Annotated in this window: 11 protein-coding genes and 1 tRNA gene; 3 read left to right on the forward strand and 9 right to left on the reverse strand. The window is 45.3% G+C overall.

Annotated features, from left to right (window positions below; all coding sequences use genetic code 11):
* Positions 1 to 32: 32 nt before the first annotated feature.
* Positions 33 to 1,403 carry a DNA repair protein RadA gene (radA, locus tag ACFOEE_RS05285; RefSeq protein WP_377121647.1) on the reverse strand — a complete coding sequence of 457 codons (1,371 nt, stop codon included), beginning with the start codon at positions 1,401 to 1,403 and terminating at the stop codon, positions 33 to 35.
* A 295-nt stretch (positions 1,404 to 1,698) separates the two neighbouring features.
* Here radA and ACFOEE_RS05290 point away from each other — a divergent pair, with 295 nt between their 5' ends.
* Positions 1,699 to 4,200 carry a PilZ domain-containing protein gene (locus ACFOEE_RS05290; protein ID WP_377121649.1) on the forward strand — a complete coding sequence of 834 codons (2,502 nt, stop codon included), beginning with the start codon at positions 1,699 to 1,701 and terminating at the stop codon, positions 4,198 to 4,200.
* 39 nt (positions 4,201 to 4,239) lie between these two features.
* On the opposite strand, the gene serB is transcribed toward ACFOEE_RS05290, so the two are convergent.
* From serB to prfC, 5 genes are all read right to left on the reverse strand, one after another.
* Entirely contained in the window at positions 4,240 to 5,226 is a 987-nt protein-coding gene (gene serB / locus ACFOEE_RS05295; protein ID WP_377121651.1) for a phosphoserine phosphatase SerB, read from the reverse strand.
* 109 nt (positions 5,227 to 5,335) lie between these two features.
* Positions 5,336 to 6,121 (reverse strand): TatD family hydrolase, encoded by a 786-nt coding sequence (locus tag ACFOEE_RS05300; RefSeq protein ID WP_377121653.1) that lies wholly within the window; start codon positions 6,119 to 6,121, stop codon positions 5,336 to 5,338.
* The gene (gene pdxH / locus ACFOEE_RS05305) at positions 6,094 to 6,732 is read right to left on the reverse strand and encodes a pyridoxamine 5'-phosphate oxidase (protein ID WP_377121655.1); all 639 of its coding nucleotides are present in this window, start codon (positions 6,730 to 6,732) and stop codon (positions 6,094 to 6,096) included. The genes ACFOEE_RS05300 and pdxH overlap by 28 nt, the downstream gene beginning before the upstream one ends.
* A gap of 160 nt (positions 6,733 to 6,892) precedes the next feature.
* The gene (gene argS, locus ACFOEE_RS05310; RefSeq protein WP_377121657.1) at positions 6,893 to 8,635 is read right to left on the reverse strand and encodes an arginine--tRNA ligase; all 1,743 of its coding nucleotides are present in this window, start codon (positions 8,633 to 8,635) and stop codon (positions 6,893 to 6,895) included.
* Between the two features lie 23 nt (positions 8,636 to 8,658).
* Positions 8,659 to 10,248 (reverse strand): peptide chain release factor 3, encoded by a 1,590-nt coding sequence (prfC, locus tag ACFOEE_RS05315; protein ID WP_377121659.1) that lies wholly within the window; start codon positions 10,246 to 10,248, stop codon positions 8,659 to 8,661.
* Positions 10,249 to 10,642: 394 nt separating this feature from the next.
* On the opposite strand from prfC, the gene ACFOEE_RS05320 reads away from it, so the two are divergent.
* Entirely contained in the window at positions 10,643 to 13,360 is a 2,718-nt protein-coding gene (locus ACFOEE_RS05320; RefSeq protein WP_377121661.1) for a hybrid sensor histidine kinase/response regulator, read from the forward strand.
* Positions 13,361 to 13,401: 41 nt separating this feature from the next.
* Here ACFOEE_RS05320 and rimI read toward each other — a convergent pair whose 3' ends face one another.
* The 3 genes from rimI to ACFOEE_RS05335 form a co-directional block, all read right to left on the reverse strand.
* Positions 13,402 to 13,812, reverse strand: coding sequence for a ribosomal protein S18-alanine N-acetyltransferase (gene rimI, locus ACFOEE_RS05325; protein ID WP_377121871.1), 411 nt, complete (start codon positions 13,810 to 13,812; stop codon positions 13,402 to 13,404).
* A gap of 37 nt (positions 13,813 to 13,849) precedes the next feature.
* Positions 13,850 to 14,140 (reverse strand): hypothetical protein, encoded by a 291-nt coding sequence (locus tag ACFOEE_RS05330; RefSeq protein WP_377121663.1) that lies wholly within the window; start codon positions 14,138 to 14,140, stop codon positions 13,850 to 13,852.
* A gap of 70 nt (positions 14,141 to 14,210) precedes the next feature.
* A tRNA-Trp gene (locus ACFOEE_RS05335) sits at positions 14,211 to 14,287 on the reverse strand.
* A 289-nt stretch (positions 14,288 to 14,576) separates the two neighbouring features.
* On the opposite strand from ACFOEE_RS05335, the gene ACFOEE_RS05340 reads away from it, so the two are divergent.
* The gene (locus ACFOEE_RS05340; protein ID WP_377121665.1) at positions 14,577 to 16,529 is read left to right on the forward strand and encodes an acyltransferase family protein; all 1,953 of its coding nucleotides are present in this window, start codon (positions 14,577 to 14,579) and stop codon (positions 16,527 to 16,529) included.
* Positions 16,530 to 16,547 lie beyond the last annotated feature (18 nt).

Here is a 16,547-nt window from a genome sequence, read left to right on the forward strand (position 1 = left end):
TACATTTCACTTTTGACTACCGCATACCCTGCTTAAAACAGTGCGTCCAACGCCTGTTCAAGGCTTGAAACCGCTATCACTTCCATATTTTCTATCGCTTCTTTGGGTTTATTAGCAAGTGGCACTATGGCTCTGGTAAAGCCATGCTTTGCAGCTTCTCGCAGGCGCTCCTGACCACTGGGGACTGGACGAATTTCACCGCCTAACCCCACTTCGCCAAATACCACTAGCTGGCGATCCAGCGCTTGGTTTTTATAGCTTGATAACAGTGCTGCAATTAGCGCTAAGTCGGCTGAGGTTTCAGTGACTTTAACGCCGCCAACCACGTTAACAAAGACGTCTTGATCAGCCAGTTGTAAGCCACCGTGGCGATGCAGTACCGCCAGTAACATGGCAAGCCGGTTTTGCTCTAAACCGACTGTCACGCGACGCGGGTTACTCAGCTGCGAATAATCCACCAGCGCTTGTACCTCAACTAACAGCGGTCGAGTGCCTTCCCAAATCACCATCACCAGCGAGCCTGGAGTTTGATGCTCACCACGATTGAGGAAAATCGCCGAGGGGTTGTTCACTTCACGCAAACCGTGCCCTGTCATGGCAAATACGCCTAACTCATTAACGGGTCCAAAACGGTTTTTATGACCGCGTAAGGTTCTAAAACGGCTATCGCTGCTCCCTTCAAGTAAAATTGAGCAGTCAATACAGTGCTCTAACACTTTTGGCCCCGCCAGCGTGCCATCTTTAGTGACATGGCCAACCATAAAAATGGCGACCTGATTTTGTTTGGCAAACCGTGTGAGGTACGCCGCGCTCTCACGCACTTGTGAAACACTACCCGGAGCAGATTGGATATCCGTCATGTGCATGACTTGAATCGAGTCAATGACCATAATGCTCGGCTGCTCACGTAGCGCCAATTGGCAAATGGTTTCGACATTGGTTTCCGCTAACGTTTTGAGCTTGTTGGTTGGCAAACCTAAACGTTTCGCGCGCATGGCTACTTGCTGAAGGGATTCTTCACCCGTCACATACAAAGTATTCATGTGCTCTGCCAATAAACACATGGTTTGCAGTAGCAAAGTACTTTTACCCGCGCCCGGCTCGCCACCGATTAAAATTGCGCTCCCCGGCACTACCCCGCCACCTAACACGCGGTCAAATTCTTTAAAACTGGTGGAAAAGCGCGGCAAGCTTTCGAGGTTCACTTCATCTAAGGTTTGTACCTTAGCTTCAACCATGCCGGCAAAACCACTCATGTTGCCAGCCCGAGGCTGTGTTTTTATTGAAGGAACACGATATTCAGTAACTGTATTCCAAGCTTTACATTCAGAACATTGCCCTTGCCAACGGGCGAATTCCGCACCACAATCACTACAGACAAATGCAGTTTTCTTTTTTACCATAGACTTAGGCACACTAATTGCTTTTAGTAGAATTCCACTAAAGTTGGTAATAGACATTGCCAATATTTTGGCCCGAACTGTAAGATTACCCGCTGGATTTCACAATGCGTAGGGTTACATATTGAGTATTCACTGTCCATTTCACTAGACTAAGTGATTGGATTAGCAATAATTTTATTACATATACAAGTGATTACTGCGCATTAAAGAAAGCTGACGAGTAAATAAGTAATAATAATAACGAAAAGCATGCAACGAGAGTACCTAAACTTTCGCGCTTGTGGTGATGATGGCAATGGCTGAAGATAAGTTACTGAGATATCAAGATTTGATCAACGAGTTGAAACTTCAACTCGGCGACCAGAATTTTGAAAAAATATTCCGTCAAACAACTTCGCATCTTTCCAAACCAGACCAATTTCTGTTGAAAATGGAAATGTCGCGTTTATCTCAACCTGTTTCTCGTTTTATTGATTTACGCGGCCAAGTCGCAGGTGAAGTTCGCCCTTATGAATATGAGGGCAAACAACACTTTATGGACGATGTGGCCATCGCTGTATTTGAAGAAGAAGTGGCCCGCCATGGTGGCTACACCTTAGCTGTATACGAAGCCGTGATGCACACTGAAAATAATTACCGCGTCATGCAGCGAGAAGCGCAGCTTCGTGAATTATCGGGAGAACAAACTCCAGAACAAAATCCACACTATGTCAAAGCCGTACGTTTTGCTTCTTATGAGAGCCGCATTGAAGAGCGGATGAACTACTCTATCAAAATCAGTGTTGATTTACCAAAAGGCCGCACCGTCTCCGCCACAACCTCTGATATTTCCTTAAGTGGCGCAAAAATCAAACTGGCACCCAAACATCATGTCAATAAAGGCGACTTACTTTCTATTCGCTTAGTCGGCCTTGAGCAAGAATTTGAGCTTGGCTTAAAAAGTGGTATTCAGTATGAAGTGGTGGCGGTTGAAACGGTCAGTCGCGAATACAACCACGTTCGTCTAAAAAGAACTTTTATCGAGAAAAATCAAAGCTTTGATGACTTTCTCAATAGCTTTATTCACGGTAATAAGCGCCGCTACAAAATCAATCTTGATAACACTATGGATGCCATAGTATGTAAAAGCTACGAACAATACTACTTACCTCGGGTGGCGTCGCTTTTTACCTTTATTAGTAAAAAAGACAATTTTTTAATCCCCAATATTGCCCTTTACAATGAAAACAGTGCCTTTATTCATCGCTATTTTTGTGATGAGCGTAAAGTGTCGTGCCTGTACAGTATTTTGAATCAACGCCGTCTCAAGGCATTGATGGACAAACACAGTAGCGTTAAGGAAACCATTCTCTACACCTTTACCCACAGTGTTGGCGGTAAACTTTACTATTATTCAGCCACCGAGGCAGAACTTTTGCAAATGCCAAAGTTAAGGTCGCTGTTTTTTGGTTTTGGCAGTAAGAAAGACAGCTGGATGAGCTTTAAATTGCAGTTAATGCCAAGCACCCGCGAAGATGCCTTTATTCCGCTCTCTTTGCCTGAGTCACTGGGTAAAAGCCTTGAAAAGCTCAACAAGCCCCCTACGCCTCGAGTGCAGGGCCTTATCCATGACGTACAGTTTTTACTGGTTATCACTGAGATAAGCACACCAGCGATAACGGCTAAATATCAGCAACAAAGTTACTCGCAAGAGCAGCTTAATCAACTGAAACAATTTGGCCATGGCAAAGCCGCCAACCCACCCTACTTAGAGGCGGTTGCGCTTGAGTATGTAAATTTACGTGCTCATCGCCGCTACTTATACAAAACTGCGGTTGAACTACATTTAGAGGGGCATGTGAGCGTTAATGCCTATAGTCGTGACTTTTCGGTGATGGGCATGCAAATTGAAGCCGAGCGACCGCTTGAGCTGAAAAAAGGCGATATCGTTTATATCAGCTTGCCGGAACTACAAAAAATAACGAAACAGCATAACCTCTCGCATTTATGCTACGAAGTGATGGCAGTAAGTAAGTCACAAACCACCATCAACCTGCGTGTAAGTAACCCCACCGACAGCAGTAAAGGCGTGGCTATCCAATTCTTTACTCAGCTTATAGAAAACAACAAGAGTAAATTACAAGCTTGTGATGAAAGCCCGAAGATCCCAGGGCTTTCTACGGCATTACGGAATATGGTGACCAAAAGCGTGTGTCAATTTCCGCTTTACTTCCATAAAGCGGGGCAAAACCTCAAGATTGGCGCTGTGGGTGTCGGCCTTTATAAAACCTCGTTACATCGTATTCTTGGTCACTTTACCCAAAGCAGTGGTGACTTAATTTCGATTGAGCAATTGCTGCCTACTGGTTTTATTGATAGCGCGCTGACTGAAGCGCTGCGCGCGCACACACGACAAGATAAGCCTCTGCAATACACTTTGTTTATTAAGTTTGATCCGAGCAAAACGAGCGCGCAAGAAGCGCTTAAAAGTCAATGCGTGGCACTGGATGAACCGCTAGAACCGCTTTACTTGTTTGCCAAAAAGGCGCTCAAGGGTGAGCTGTTATTTGTGTACCGCCTTTATGTATCCAAAACGGGCCGACCAGACATCGACTATCTGGCGAATGAAATGCGATATGTAAGCCACTATGCCATTCACAAAGCCAAAGAGTTGGAAGAAACCTTATGGGCGGTTGCTGGGGTTGGGGATGTCATTGACATCAGTGAGGAAGTTATCGGCTATTTTGACTTTGAAACATCGCTGGTGGAAGGTATGCACGCCCGTAAACTAGCTTGGTTAGAAGGCCACTTGCGTTAGTCTCAAGTGGCATTTAATAACTTAGCTCAAGCGCATTCTCTAAGGCGTGCTAAGTAAATAAAGCAGTTGCGTCAACGAGCCATGACAAATTGCCGCATCTGCCTCAGTAACGACTTTCTCTTTGCCATGTACCGCCACACCTAATGCCGCTTCCGCCATCATCAATAGATCATTGGCACCATCACCCATCGCTACTGTTTGCCCGTTAGGTATTGCGTATTTTGTGCGTAGCGCCGCTAAGGTTTCGCGTTTTTTCTCAGCATCGACGACAGCGCCAAGTACTCGCCCACTTAACTCACTGCCATCAAACTCCAACTCATTGGCAACCACGTCGTCAAGCTGTAACACCTCGCGTAATTGCTCAGCAAACAAGGTAAAACCACCAGAGGCGATAGCTAAACGCCAGCCATGTTGTTTAAGCCGAGCGCATAACTCAGTAATACCCGGCATCAGCGGTAAATCAAAACGTATGGTGTCAAGTAAACTCAGTTCAATGCCTTTTAGCTTAGCAACGCGCTGATAGAGGCTCTCACTGAACGCCAATTGACCTGCCATCGCTGCTTTGGTTACTGCCGCGACTTCATCATACACATTCGCTAAGCGAGCAATTTCATCTATACATTCAATGGTAATGGCGGTCGAGTCCATATCCATCACTAATAACCCTGGCTGTAAAATAGTCGGTGGATTATCAATGAGCACCGCTTGTAAGCTATACTGCTTAGCGACCTTTCGTACCTTGCTGCGTAATTCTTGGTTGATACTCATGAATGCGTCGACCGGCACGCACGCAAGCGCCTCAGGTAAGCTCTCGTCCACCGCAAAACGTGCGACCAACCCTAGTGAAATACCAGCCTTTGCATAGGCTTGCTGAATTATGGTGAGCTCGTCATCACCGATTACACGGCCAAATAGTACCAGTCTTTGTCTATGGGCCGGTGCGGATGCTGGGGTTAAATCAAAGTTGCACCAAGTTGGCTTGCTTATTACCTGAGATAGCGACGAATTTGCGGAAGATAACGACATGGGGGCTCCTTTTACTTGCCCTCGATTTTTAACATGCGCGCGGGCAGATGTCAGCTGACTTTTTGCAATTATGAAAATTCACCAACATCATAACCGCACAATGCGGGTTTTAGAGCGGCCCAAACACGCTATGAGTATTGCAGCTCAATGCTTGCGCAATCTCATGGGCAGACTCATTGCGCAGCGCACAAAGCTGCTCAAATACCAATCGTAACTGCACTGGGCTGTTGCGCTGCCCTTGAAACCCCGCCAAAGGCATGGCAGGGGCGTCAGTTTCCAGCACTAAGGCCGATAATGGCAGCGCAGCCACTACAGTGCGGGTTTTCACTGCACGCGGATAACTGATGGTGCCGCCAATGCCGAGTTTAAAACCTAGCTTAAGATAAGCCTCAGCTTGCTGCATTGACCCAGAAAAGGCATGAATAACCCCACCAAATTGTGGCGGGTGCTGTTTAAATACCGCAGCAAGTAAATGATGGCTTTGTCTATGGTGGACAATTAAAGGCAGCGCCAATTCATTGGCAAGCCTAATATGTGCGGCAAACAAATCCTGTTGGCGTGGGATATCCACAATATTAGCATCGATACCACATTCGCCAATGGCAACTATATTCGCACGTTCGGTACGTGCTAAAGTGGCCAATTGCGTCATGTGGCTATCGTCATGCAGAGCGAGGAAATAAGGATGGAGGCCAAATGCAATACCGACATTGGCATGCTGCTGCTTAAATGTAAGCAACTGCTCACTTTGTTTGAGCGTAACACCTGGCACTACCCAAGCGGACACACCTTGCAGAGTTGCCAAGTTTAATTGCGTGCTTAAGTCAGCATTAAACTCGGCAAAATCAAGATGGCAGTGAGTATCGATTAAGGATTCAAGCGCTCGATTTGCCATGTGCCATCGGCTTGTTTTTGATACATAAAGCGGTCATGCAAACGATGCTCGCCACCTTGCCAAAATTCAATTTTTGACGGCACTACACAATAACCACCCCAAAAATCCGGCAATGGAATTTGCCCTTTGGCAAACTTGCTCTTTAACGAGTGAAAGGTTTCCATTAACACTTTACGTGACGATACCGGTCTGGATTGTTGTGACGCCCAAGCTGCCAATTGGCTTTCTTCAGGGCGAGAGAGGAAATATTTCGCCACCGCAGTAGTGGGCAATGGTTTTGCTTCACCATAAACAATCACTTGGCGCTCAATACCATGCCAAGGAAAGTGTAAGCACACTTTGTTGTTGTGTTTGATCTCTTGCGCTTTACGCGAACCAGTGTTGGTGAAGAAGGTAAAGCCGTTTTCATCTAACTGCTTTAACAGCACAATACGCTGAGATGGTTGGCCCTCTGCATCCACAGTTGCAACCACCATAGCGGTTGGATCGGGAAAGCCGGCATCAACCACCTGTTTTAACCATTTCTCGAACTGCGTAATCGGCGATGCGTCCAGCATCTCACGACGTAAACCACCTTGCGTATATTCACGACGAATATCATCCAGTTTCATACTGCCCCCTAACTCGAGAATTAAGACTTCCTTTTTAGATTAAGTGTCGCGGCGAGTTATCTCGCAGCGACGTGAGCGACTCAGTGTACTTCAGCAATGAGTCGCTACCTCGGTATATACTCAAACTACTTGGAGTGCAGGTAGGCGAGTATAAAGCCGCTTACATTTGCTCCATTACTTCGATACCAAGTAGGTCTAAGCCTGTTGCCAAGGTTTTTGCCACTAAGTTACAAAGCAATAAACGGCTAGTACGTACATCCGCTGCGACATCATCTTTAAGCACTGGACACGCTTCGTAGAAGCTCATGTACAAACTGGCAAGCTCGTACAAGTAACCACATAATACGTGCGGTGTCGCTTCTGCGATCATTAGATCCAACACTTCTTCAAGTTGCAGTAATTTCAGTGCTAAAGCTTTTTCTTGTGGCTCAACAATGCTGATAGCACCTGTCAGTGCCGCACTCTCAATCCCAGCTTTGCGGAAAATACTGCTCACCCGCGTATAGGCGTATTGGAGATAAGGTGCCGTTGCGCCTTCAAAGCTCAACATGCTGTCCCAGTTAAAGATATAATCACTGGTACGGTGCTTTGATAAATCAGCATATTTAACCGCGCCGATACCCACTTTACGGGCAATTTCCGCACGTGCTTCGGCACTTAGCTCAGACTCGCGAGCAGCCAGCTTTTCTGTGGCACGACTCACCGCTTCTTCTAATAGATCCGCTAATTTTACTGTGCCACCAGTACGGGTTTTAAATGGTTTACCATCGTCACCCATCATAGTGCCAAATGGGCAGAACTCGTAGCTGGTCTCATCACGCAGGAAGCCAGCTTTACGCGCAGTCAGCTCAACTTGACTAAAGTGCAAGCTTTGGCGTGCATCAACAAAAATCAAAATACGGTCGGCACCAAGCTGATTAGAGCGATAATCACAAGCTGCTAAGTCTGTGGTTGCATACAAGAAACCGCCGCCCGACTTTTGCACGATAAACGCCGATGGCTCACCGTCTTTGTTAGCTAGTTCATCCAAAAATACCACTTGCGCCCCTTGGTCTTCTTTTGCCAAGCCCTTCGCCTGAAGTGTTGCAATCACACCAGCCAGTGCATCGTTGTAAGCACTTTCTGCCATAATGTCTTCACGCTTTAGCGTCACGTTAAGCTTTTGGTAAACTTCTTCAGAATGTTTTACGGAAGTGTCGATAAACAGCTGCCACAGTTTCGCACAGTGTGCATCACCGCTTTGTAGTTTAACTACATAATCACGGGCTTTATCGGCAAAACCTTCTTCATCATCAAAGCGTTTTTTCGCATCGCGATAAAAAGTTTCTAAATCTGCTAATGCAACTTTTTCTAAATCAATACCTTGGTTCAATAAGTCTTCTAAGTGCGCAATCAACATGCCGAACTGAGTACCCCAGTCGCCCATGTGGTTTTGCCGCACTACGCTGTCGCCACGAAACTCTAACGCGCGTACTACCGCATCACCAATGATGGTTGAACGTAAGTGACCAACATGCATTTCTTTGGCAAGGTTAGGTGAAGAGAAATCCACCACCACTTTTTGTGGCTGTGCATGCTCACTCACGCCCAATTTCGCATCAGCATTTGCCGCCATCAAGCTGGTGGCTAAAAACTCTGGCTTTAAGTGAATATTGATAAAACCAGGACCTGCGATTTCAACCGTGTGGGCTAAATCACTGACGTCTAAATTATCAATGATCTTCTGCGCCAATTCACGCGGGTTACTTTTTAGTGCTTTTGCCGCACCCATTGCACCATTGATTTGGTAATCACCAAATTGCGCGCGCGTGCTTTGCGTAACCGCTGGGTTAGTGCCCTCTGGCACCCCAGCCGCTGCCATGGCAGCCACCGCTCTTTCGATAAGTAATTGTCTAATATTCATTATCTTGTCCTTTTTGCGCGCAATTAGTGTTCACGAGTTTGATGGAACGAGACTTCTGGGTAACGCTCCATAGTGAGGTTCAAGTTCACTCGGCTCGGCGCGATGTAAGTTAAGTTATCGCCACCATCGAGTGCCAGATTCACTTCACACTTACGTTTAAATTCTTCGTACTTTTTCGTGTCTTTACAGCTTACCCAGCGTGCTGTTTGTACTGTTACTGGCTCATAAAGCGCATCAACGTTGTATTCAGATTTCAGACGTGAAACCACCACATCAAACTGCAGCACACCCACCGCACCTACTATCAGGTCGTTGTTGATAAGTGGACGGAACACCTGCACCGCACCTTCTTCCGAAAGCTGTACTAAGCCTTTTAACAATTGCTTTTGCTTGAGTGGATCGCGTAAACGAATACGACGGAACAATTCCGGCGCAAAGTTTGGAATACCAGTAAACTTCAAGGCATCGCCTTGGGTAAAAGTATCGCCGATTTGAATCGTACCGTGGTTATGTAACCCGATGATATCGCCAGCAAAAGCCTCTTCTGCACGCTCACGATCACCCGCCATAAAGGTCACCGCGTCAGAAATACTGACGGTTTTACCGATACGCACATGGTTCATCTTCATGCCTTGGGTATATTTACCCGACACGATACGCAAAAACGCCACACGGTCACGGTGTTTTGGGTCCATGTTAGCTTGGATTTTAAACACGAAGCCGGAGAACTTTTCTTCACTTGCTTCAACCGCACGGGTTTCAGTTTGGCGTGGCTGAGGCGCTGGTGCCCATTCAGTTAAACCATCCAACATGTGGTCAACACCAAAGTTACCAAGCGCAGTACCGAAGAATACTGGGGTTAATTTGCCTTGTAAAAACAGCTCCAAGTCAAACTCGTGCGATGCACCTAATACCAGTTCCAATTCGTCACGCAGTTGCTGTGCCAAATCTTCACCCACGGCTTTATCTAGCTCTGGGTTGTCTAAGCCTTTAACAATACGCACTTCTTGAATGGTGTGACCTTGACCAGATTGATACAAAATCGTCTCGTCACGGTGAATGTGATACACACCTTTGAATTCTTTACCACAGCCAATCGGCCAGCTTACTGGCGCACACATGATTTTCAGCTCGGTTTCGACTTCGTCTAACACTTCCATCGGGTCGCGAATATCACGGTCAAGCTTGTTCATAAACGTTACGATTGGCGTATCACGTAAACGGGTGACTTCCATAAGCTTACGGGTACGATCTTCAACACCTTTCGCCGCATCAATCACCATCAAGCAAGAGTCTACCGCCGTCAGAGTACGGTAAGTATCTTCCGAGAAGTCTTCGTGGCCTGGGGTATCAAGTAGGTTCACCAATGCATCGTTATATGGGAACTGCATAACCGAGGTAGTAACCGAGATACCACGCTCTTTTTCCATTTCCATCCAGTCAGATTTGGCGTGCTGGTTAGAACCACGACCTTTTACCGTACCGGCACGTTGCAATGCCTTTCCGAATAACAATACCTTTTCGGTGATTGTGGTTTTACCCGCATCCGGATGCGAGATGATAGCAAAAGTCCTTCGCTTGTTGATTTCGTTAAGAAAATCTTGGTTTGCCATGTGTAAATTCTTTCTGTTTGGGTGCGGATTGGGTGATATCTGTGAAAGCCCCACTGCTCGGTGCCTCGCGTATCTAATCCGTCGTGTTAATCAAAGTGGCTGCTATTTTCGCTGATCTTGACATTATAAACAATCAATGGTTTTTTAAACAGTTAGCATTTGCCTTTAGCATACCATCATGGGCTGTGGGGTTCCGCCTCAAAAACAGTAAATAGGATCAATACAACTTAAAGCACACTCCTAGGCCACGGACGCAGCTACAATCTGCCGAAGCACAAAAAATGGTGGCTGCGCGAACAAAAGTTGTCGCTTATTTGTCGTTTTCGCCTTGTTCCTACAATTTTATCAACTTATTATTAAACATACTTAAAGGACAGCGGAAGTCATCGTTTCAATGCGCACCAGTAAGCTCAGTCTCAAACTACTTTGGTACATCACCCCCTTAGTGATTTTGCCGCTGTTATTTCTTGGCGGCTTCACTTTGTCAAACGTGACGAGCTCTACACAACAACAGGCCGAGCTGATTGTGGGTCGTTTTGTTGAACAGCAACAGCAAAAAATCCTCAATTACATCGATGTTTATCAGTCCACTACTAAACTATTGAGCAGCTCGCCAGTGCTTGGCGATTTCTTGGCTTTTAGTGATCGCAGCCATGAACTGTATTCGCAGCGCCTCGGCGCCCTACTTGACGTTTTTGCTAGTTATGGTGAGGCATATCCGGATATCGTCAGCATTGAGCTGTTAACCCCTCAGGGTGACAGTAACGCCTTCTATTCCAGTGACTTAAGCGAAATGCCGCAAGGTTATCCGTTTTTTCAGCAAATTCGCCAAAGCAGCGTGCGCCAACAATACTACATGCGTCAAGAGGACGAAGGACAAACACGCCTTTACTTTATTCAGCAGATCTACAGCGTCGACTATCAGCTCAAGCGACCGCAACAACAAGGCTACATTGTCCTAAAAGTAGACCCCACGCTTATTGCAACCAGCATGTTAGAGTCGCCATACGATTTCACCTCTAACATCTTGCTCGACCACACCGGGAAAATTTTGTTTAGCTCGGAGTCTGAATTAGTCGGAAAATTCTTATCTAAGGCAGAACTGAGTGACTTACACTACCACAGCGAAAGCAATCGTCTCAGCGCCAGCACTTTGCCCACAGTAGATAACACTGACCGCATGGTATTTGCCATGCAACTGGCCAACGGTTATTACTATTTATCGACTATTCCTAAATCACTGCTCTACAAATCGGGGCGGATCATCAGCCTAATTACCGCGGTTATCGTGCTACTTTCGGTGTTTAGCTTACCTATACTCATTTTTATTGTGGTGCGTAACTTACTGCTCTCGCCTATTACCTTGATGGGTGAAGCCAGTCAAAAGGTCGGTAGCGGCGACTTAAATGTGCTGCTACCAGAAAAAAGTAGTGATGAGCTGGGCACCCTATTTCGCGATTTTAACCACATGGTGAAGCAAATTCGCGATACCCAAACTGAGCTAAAAGACTATAAAGAACACCTCGAAGAAATGGTCGACAGCCGCACCGAAGAACTTGAGCAAAGTAACCAACATTTAGCTCTCGCTATCACTCAAGCTGAGCAAGCGAATCAGCTCAAAAGCCGTTTTTTAGCCAATATGAGCCATGAAATTCGCACCCCACTTACCGCTATCATGGGCTTTACAGAGCAGCTTTTACAACATCCAGACCCTGCCAGCCAAAGCCAGTATTTACACACCATTTTACGCAACTCTAAGCACTTGCTTGAACTGATCAACAACATTCTCGATTTATCGAAAATCGAAGCGGAAAAACTGGCGGTCGAGCAAACCCAAACTGAGGTTATCACGCTCCTGCATGATGTGAGCGCAGTGATTGCGCCGCTTGCTAGTGAAAAATTGCTGGAATTTGTGGTTGAAACTGAGCTGCCATTACCGCGCTATGTTTACAGTGATGCCACACGCTTAAAGCAGATCCTTTTAAACATTGCCAGTAATGCGGTCAAATTCACCGAAATTGGCCGGATTGTATTACATGTTAGCTTTGACGATACAACGCAGGCACTTTGTTTTGAAGTCACAGATACTGGTATTGGGATGTCGCAGGCTGAGTTACAACGGGTGTTTAAACCCTTTGAACAAGCTGACAGCACCACTACAAGGCGCTTTGGCGGCACAGGTCTCGGTCTGTGTATTTCAAAAAATCTTGCCCAGTTACTCGGCGGTGACGTAACCGTCACCAGCACCCAAGGTGCTGGCAGTCGTTTTGTGGTGACTGTAGCCAGTAATTTCTCAGCTGAGCAGCCTTTGGAACTGCTAGAAACACTCGAAAGCACACCTGAAGCGATGAATGTCAGCGATGAACTGAGCGCGATTCAGCTCGATGCCAAAATTCTTGTAGCGGAAGACAACCCAGATAATCAAGAACTCATTCGGCTGCTACTTGGCGCTTGGGGACTGGTACCTGATATTGTCAACAATGGTGCAGAGGCGGTGGAAAAAGCCTTGGTCAATGATTACCACTTGATCTTAATGGATATGCAGATGCCGGTGATGGGTGGTTTAGAAGCCACCCAGATGCTACGCCATGCTGCGTACGATGGGCCAATTGTCGCCTTAACTGCCAACGTGATGAAGCAAGATATTGCCACTTACTTAGAAGCGGGTTGCTCTGCCACTTTAGGCAAGCCGATTGATAAACGTGCCTTAGGTGAAGTGCTAGTGAAATACTTACAATTACAACATAGCAATCAGTCTAAATGGGATGCTTTGCTACAAAGCGAAAAGTTCCAGCAAATTGCTGAAAACTATCGCCGCAAGCTACCCGAGCAACTTGAACTGGTGAACGATTACTATCAAGCCCAAGATTGGGAAGCGTTGCGCGCACAAGCGCATAATCTAAAAGGGAGCGCCGGCTGCTTTGGTTTTATGAATGTGCATCAAGCAGCGGATGAACTAGAGCAAAGTCTTAAATCACGAAAATCGGAACTGTGGCACTACGCATTATTGAAGTTACAAGAAGCGATTAAATATACCATCAACACCCAGCCTGAACCGGCTACCTCAGTGTTGCAAAACTCACGCAAAACACCAATAAGTCAGGCAAAGTAACGCCACCTTAGCCAAACTCAGTGCGAACTGAGGTAAATCACTTAGAGTGCACCGAACATAAAACTCATGCCCATTAAAATGGCATCTTCATGCCCCTCTGCTGTCGGATAATAGTTTTTCCGTTTGCCCATCTCAATAAAGCCCGCCGCTTCATAAAGTGCAATTGCACCCGTGTTAGAAGCTCGTACTTCAAGAAACACATTTTCTGCATCTTGTGCTTGGCAATGTTCAAGAAAAGCATTAAGCAAATGTTTGGCGATACCCTGACGCTGCCAGTTGGGGTGCACACAAATATCCATCAGGGTGTAATCAGGTCCAGCCTGTTCACCAATATAAAACCCAACTAAACGAGTTTCAGCAAATGCCGCCAAATTAAAATAACGACCGCCAATGCAAGATTCCATGGTTTTACGTGACCAAGGGAAAGCATGGCAACTGAGCTCGACGTCCATTAACGCGTCTAGTGATTGGGCTGTAACTGCACGATAATCAAACTTCACAGAGTAAACTCCACAATTGACGTTTTTGGCTAACACTTAGCGGTAAACTTGGCAGTACCACAGACTGCGCTGTGACACTCAGTGCATCACCTAAGCGTAATGTCCGCTCCCCAATCACCAGTTGAAGATCACGCTTGAGTTGCCCATCCGGTAACTCAGTTGTGGCTGGCAAAGTGTGCGAGGCAACAGCTTGAGCTGAACCAGACAAAGCCGTGGTTTGATATTTGCCTTTCAGTTGTAAAGCATCAAAACCAAATAAATTGTGATAAATAGACTGCATAGGAAATAACACGTTAGCTGACTGAGTTAACTGGGTACTATACGGAATTTAGCGCGAGAGATAAAGGAAGTGGCAGGGGCGGCAGGACTCGAACCCGCAACCATCGGTTTTGGAGACCGCTGTTCTACCAATTGGAACTACGCCCCTGCAATGTCGTCGCATTATAAAGAGCTTTTTTGAAAGGTAAAGTGAAAAAATCACTTTTTTGATTCAACTGCTCCTTTAACAAACAAAAAGCACAAAAACTAAACTTCCCACCATCTTTTTCATGTAAATAGAGTTTCTTACTCCCCTCAGTGAGGATATCTGAACGTGTAGAAGCTATCGTACATCTTGCTCTATCGAATTAGCCATTTTCCCTTTTAAAACAAAAGGTAAGATTGTAACTGAAATTTAATTCCTATATCATTTAGCAATTCTATTGAGGAACCGAATCATGCACCAAGCCGCTCCCCCTACAATTAGCTTTCGAAAAGATATTAACGGTCTGCGAGCCTGGGCCGTAATGGCGGTTTTACTTTTTCACTTTAGCCTGTTCGGCCTCTCTGGAGGCTTCGTTGGTGTTGATGTCTTTTTTGTCATTTCCGGTTATTTGATGACTGTAATTATTGTAGGCGGAAGTGAAAATGGAAGCTTTTCCATCTGGAAGTTTTACATGGCAAGAGCGCGAAGAATTTTACCGGCTCTGTTTGCGCTCATTGTTACCTTACTCGCTTTAGGTTGGTTATGGCTTCCTCCACTAGACTATAAATCGCTTGGGTTACAATCATTTTTCGCCATAAACTCCGCTAGCAACATACTATTTTATAAAACAGCAGGTTATTTTGACACTGCTGCAGAAGAAAAATGGCTACTTCACACTTGGTCACTCGCTGTTGAAGCACAGTTTTATCTACTCTTTCCGATATTTGTTACTGTCATTAGGAAATTTTGGCAAAGTACAAGAGCGATAACATTCAGCTTGTTCATTTTGTTCCTCGCTTCTTTTCTCCTAAGTTTGAGCATTTCAGAAACTAACCCTTCTGCAGCCTTCTATCTTTTACCAACGCGTATTTGGGAATTAAGTGCTGGTGGCTTAATCTATCTTTTAACAAAACAAAATGTAGCCCAGTCCTTGAAAAGCCAGAGTCTTCATTGGCTTGGCTGGATATTGATCATCAGCAGCTTTATATTTATCGATGAGCAGCTGCCATGGCCCAGTTACTGGGCTGCAATTCCTGTATTAGGAACTTGCTTCATTATTTTTTCTCAAACAGAGTCATATATATTCACGAACAACCGAATCGCTCAATGGCTTGGTGAACGTTCCTACTCTTTGTATCTTTGGCATTGGCCGATTGTCGTAGCATTATATTTTACTAATCTTCAAAATGAGTGGATATGGGTCACTGCCGGACTACTATTGAGCCTAATTCTGGGGCATTTTTCATACCTTTTGCTAGAAAAACCTTCAAGAAAGTTCTTATCTCAATGTGGTGTGAGGAAAGAATTACTTACCATTGCCTTCCCTTGTCTCCTACTATGTATTTTTTCCGCCAGCGTAAAGTTCGGCGACTACAGCTGGAGATTATCCGCTCCTGAGATACAAAAAGTCGTTAGTACTCAAAAGCAAGTAGATGAACAACCTAAAAACAATGCAGCAATGGAAGGTGACCTTGTACTGCTTGGAGACTCGCATGCTGGTGTTTCTGCAGCCTACCTAAAGCAAGTGATGGAACGTCACTCACTCTCTTTCTCACTATTTAACAGAGCCGGTTGCCCAATGCTGGAGGGAGTGCAATATACTGACTTTGGTATGGAGGCAAGGAATGAAAAGTCCTGTGCGAGCTATGTTGAACAGGTCTTGAATAAAAAGGTGTTTAATACAGTCGTTATTATGAATAGACTGCCATATTACTTTTATGGCCCGAACGATATAGCGAAGGAACGATTTTGGAATCGACCTGTTTTATTTCTTGAAGGAGATACACCAGAATACAACTTTAGTGATAACTATAGAAACAAATTGAAATCTAACTACATTCAGACAATATGTAAAATAAAGGCAAAATCTAAAAAAGTGTTTATAACTCGCCCAATACCAGAGATGGCAATACATACCTCAAACTTACTAATAAGAAATGTGCTATTTCATAAAGAGCGGCAAGATATTCGACAAAGTGTTCTCGACTATCAAAAGCGAAATCAATTTATTTGGGAGATGCAAGATGAAGCCAAAGCACAATGTGGAGTAGAGATATTAGACCCGACGCAATATTTATGTGATGACAATTTTTGTTATGCGTCAAAAGATGGGTACCCATATTACTCAGATAACAATCATTTAAACTTCTTGGGGAATAAACTCATCACCCCTATTTTTGAGCAGATTGCGACATCGTTTCAGTAAAAGTGGTCGAATAGCGCA

Source organism: Pseudoalteromonas fenneropenaei (assembly GCF_042643375.1).
Taxonomy (GTDB): Bacteria; Pseudomonadota; Gammaproteobacteria; order Enterobacterales; family Alteromonadaceae; genus Pseudoalteromonas; species Pseudoalteromonas fenneropenaei.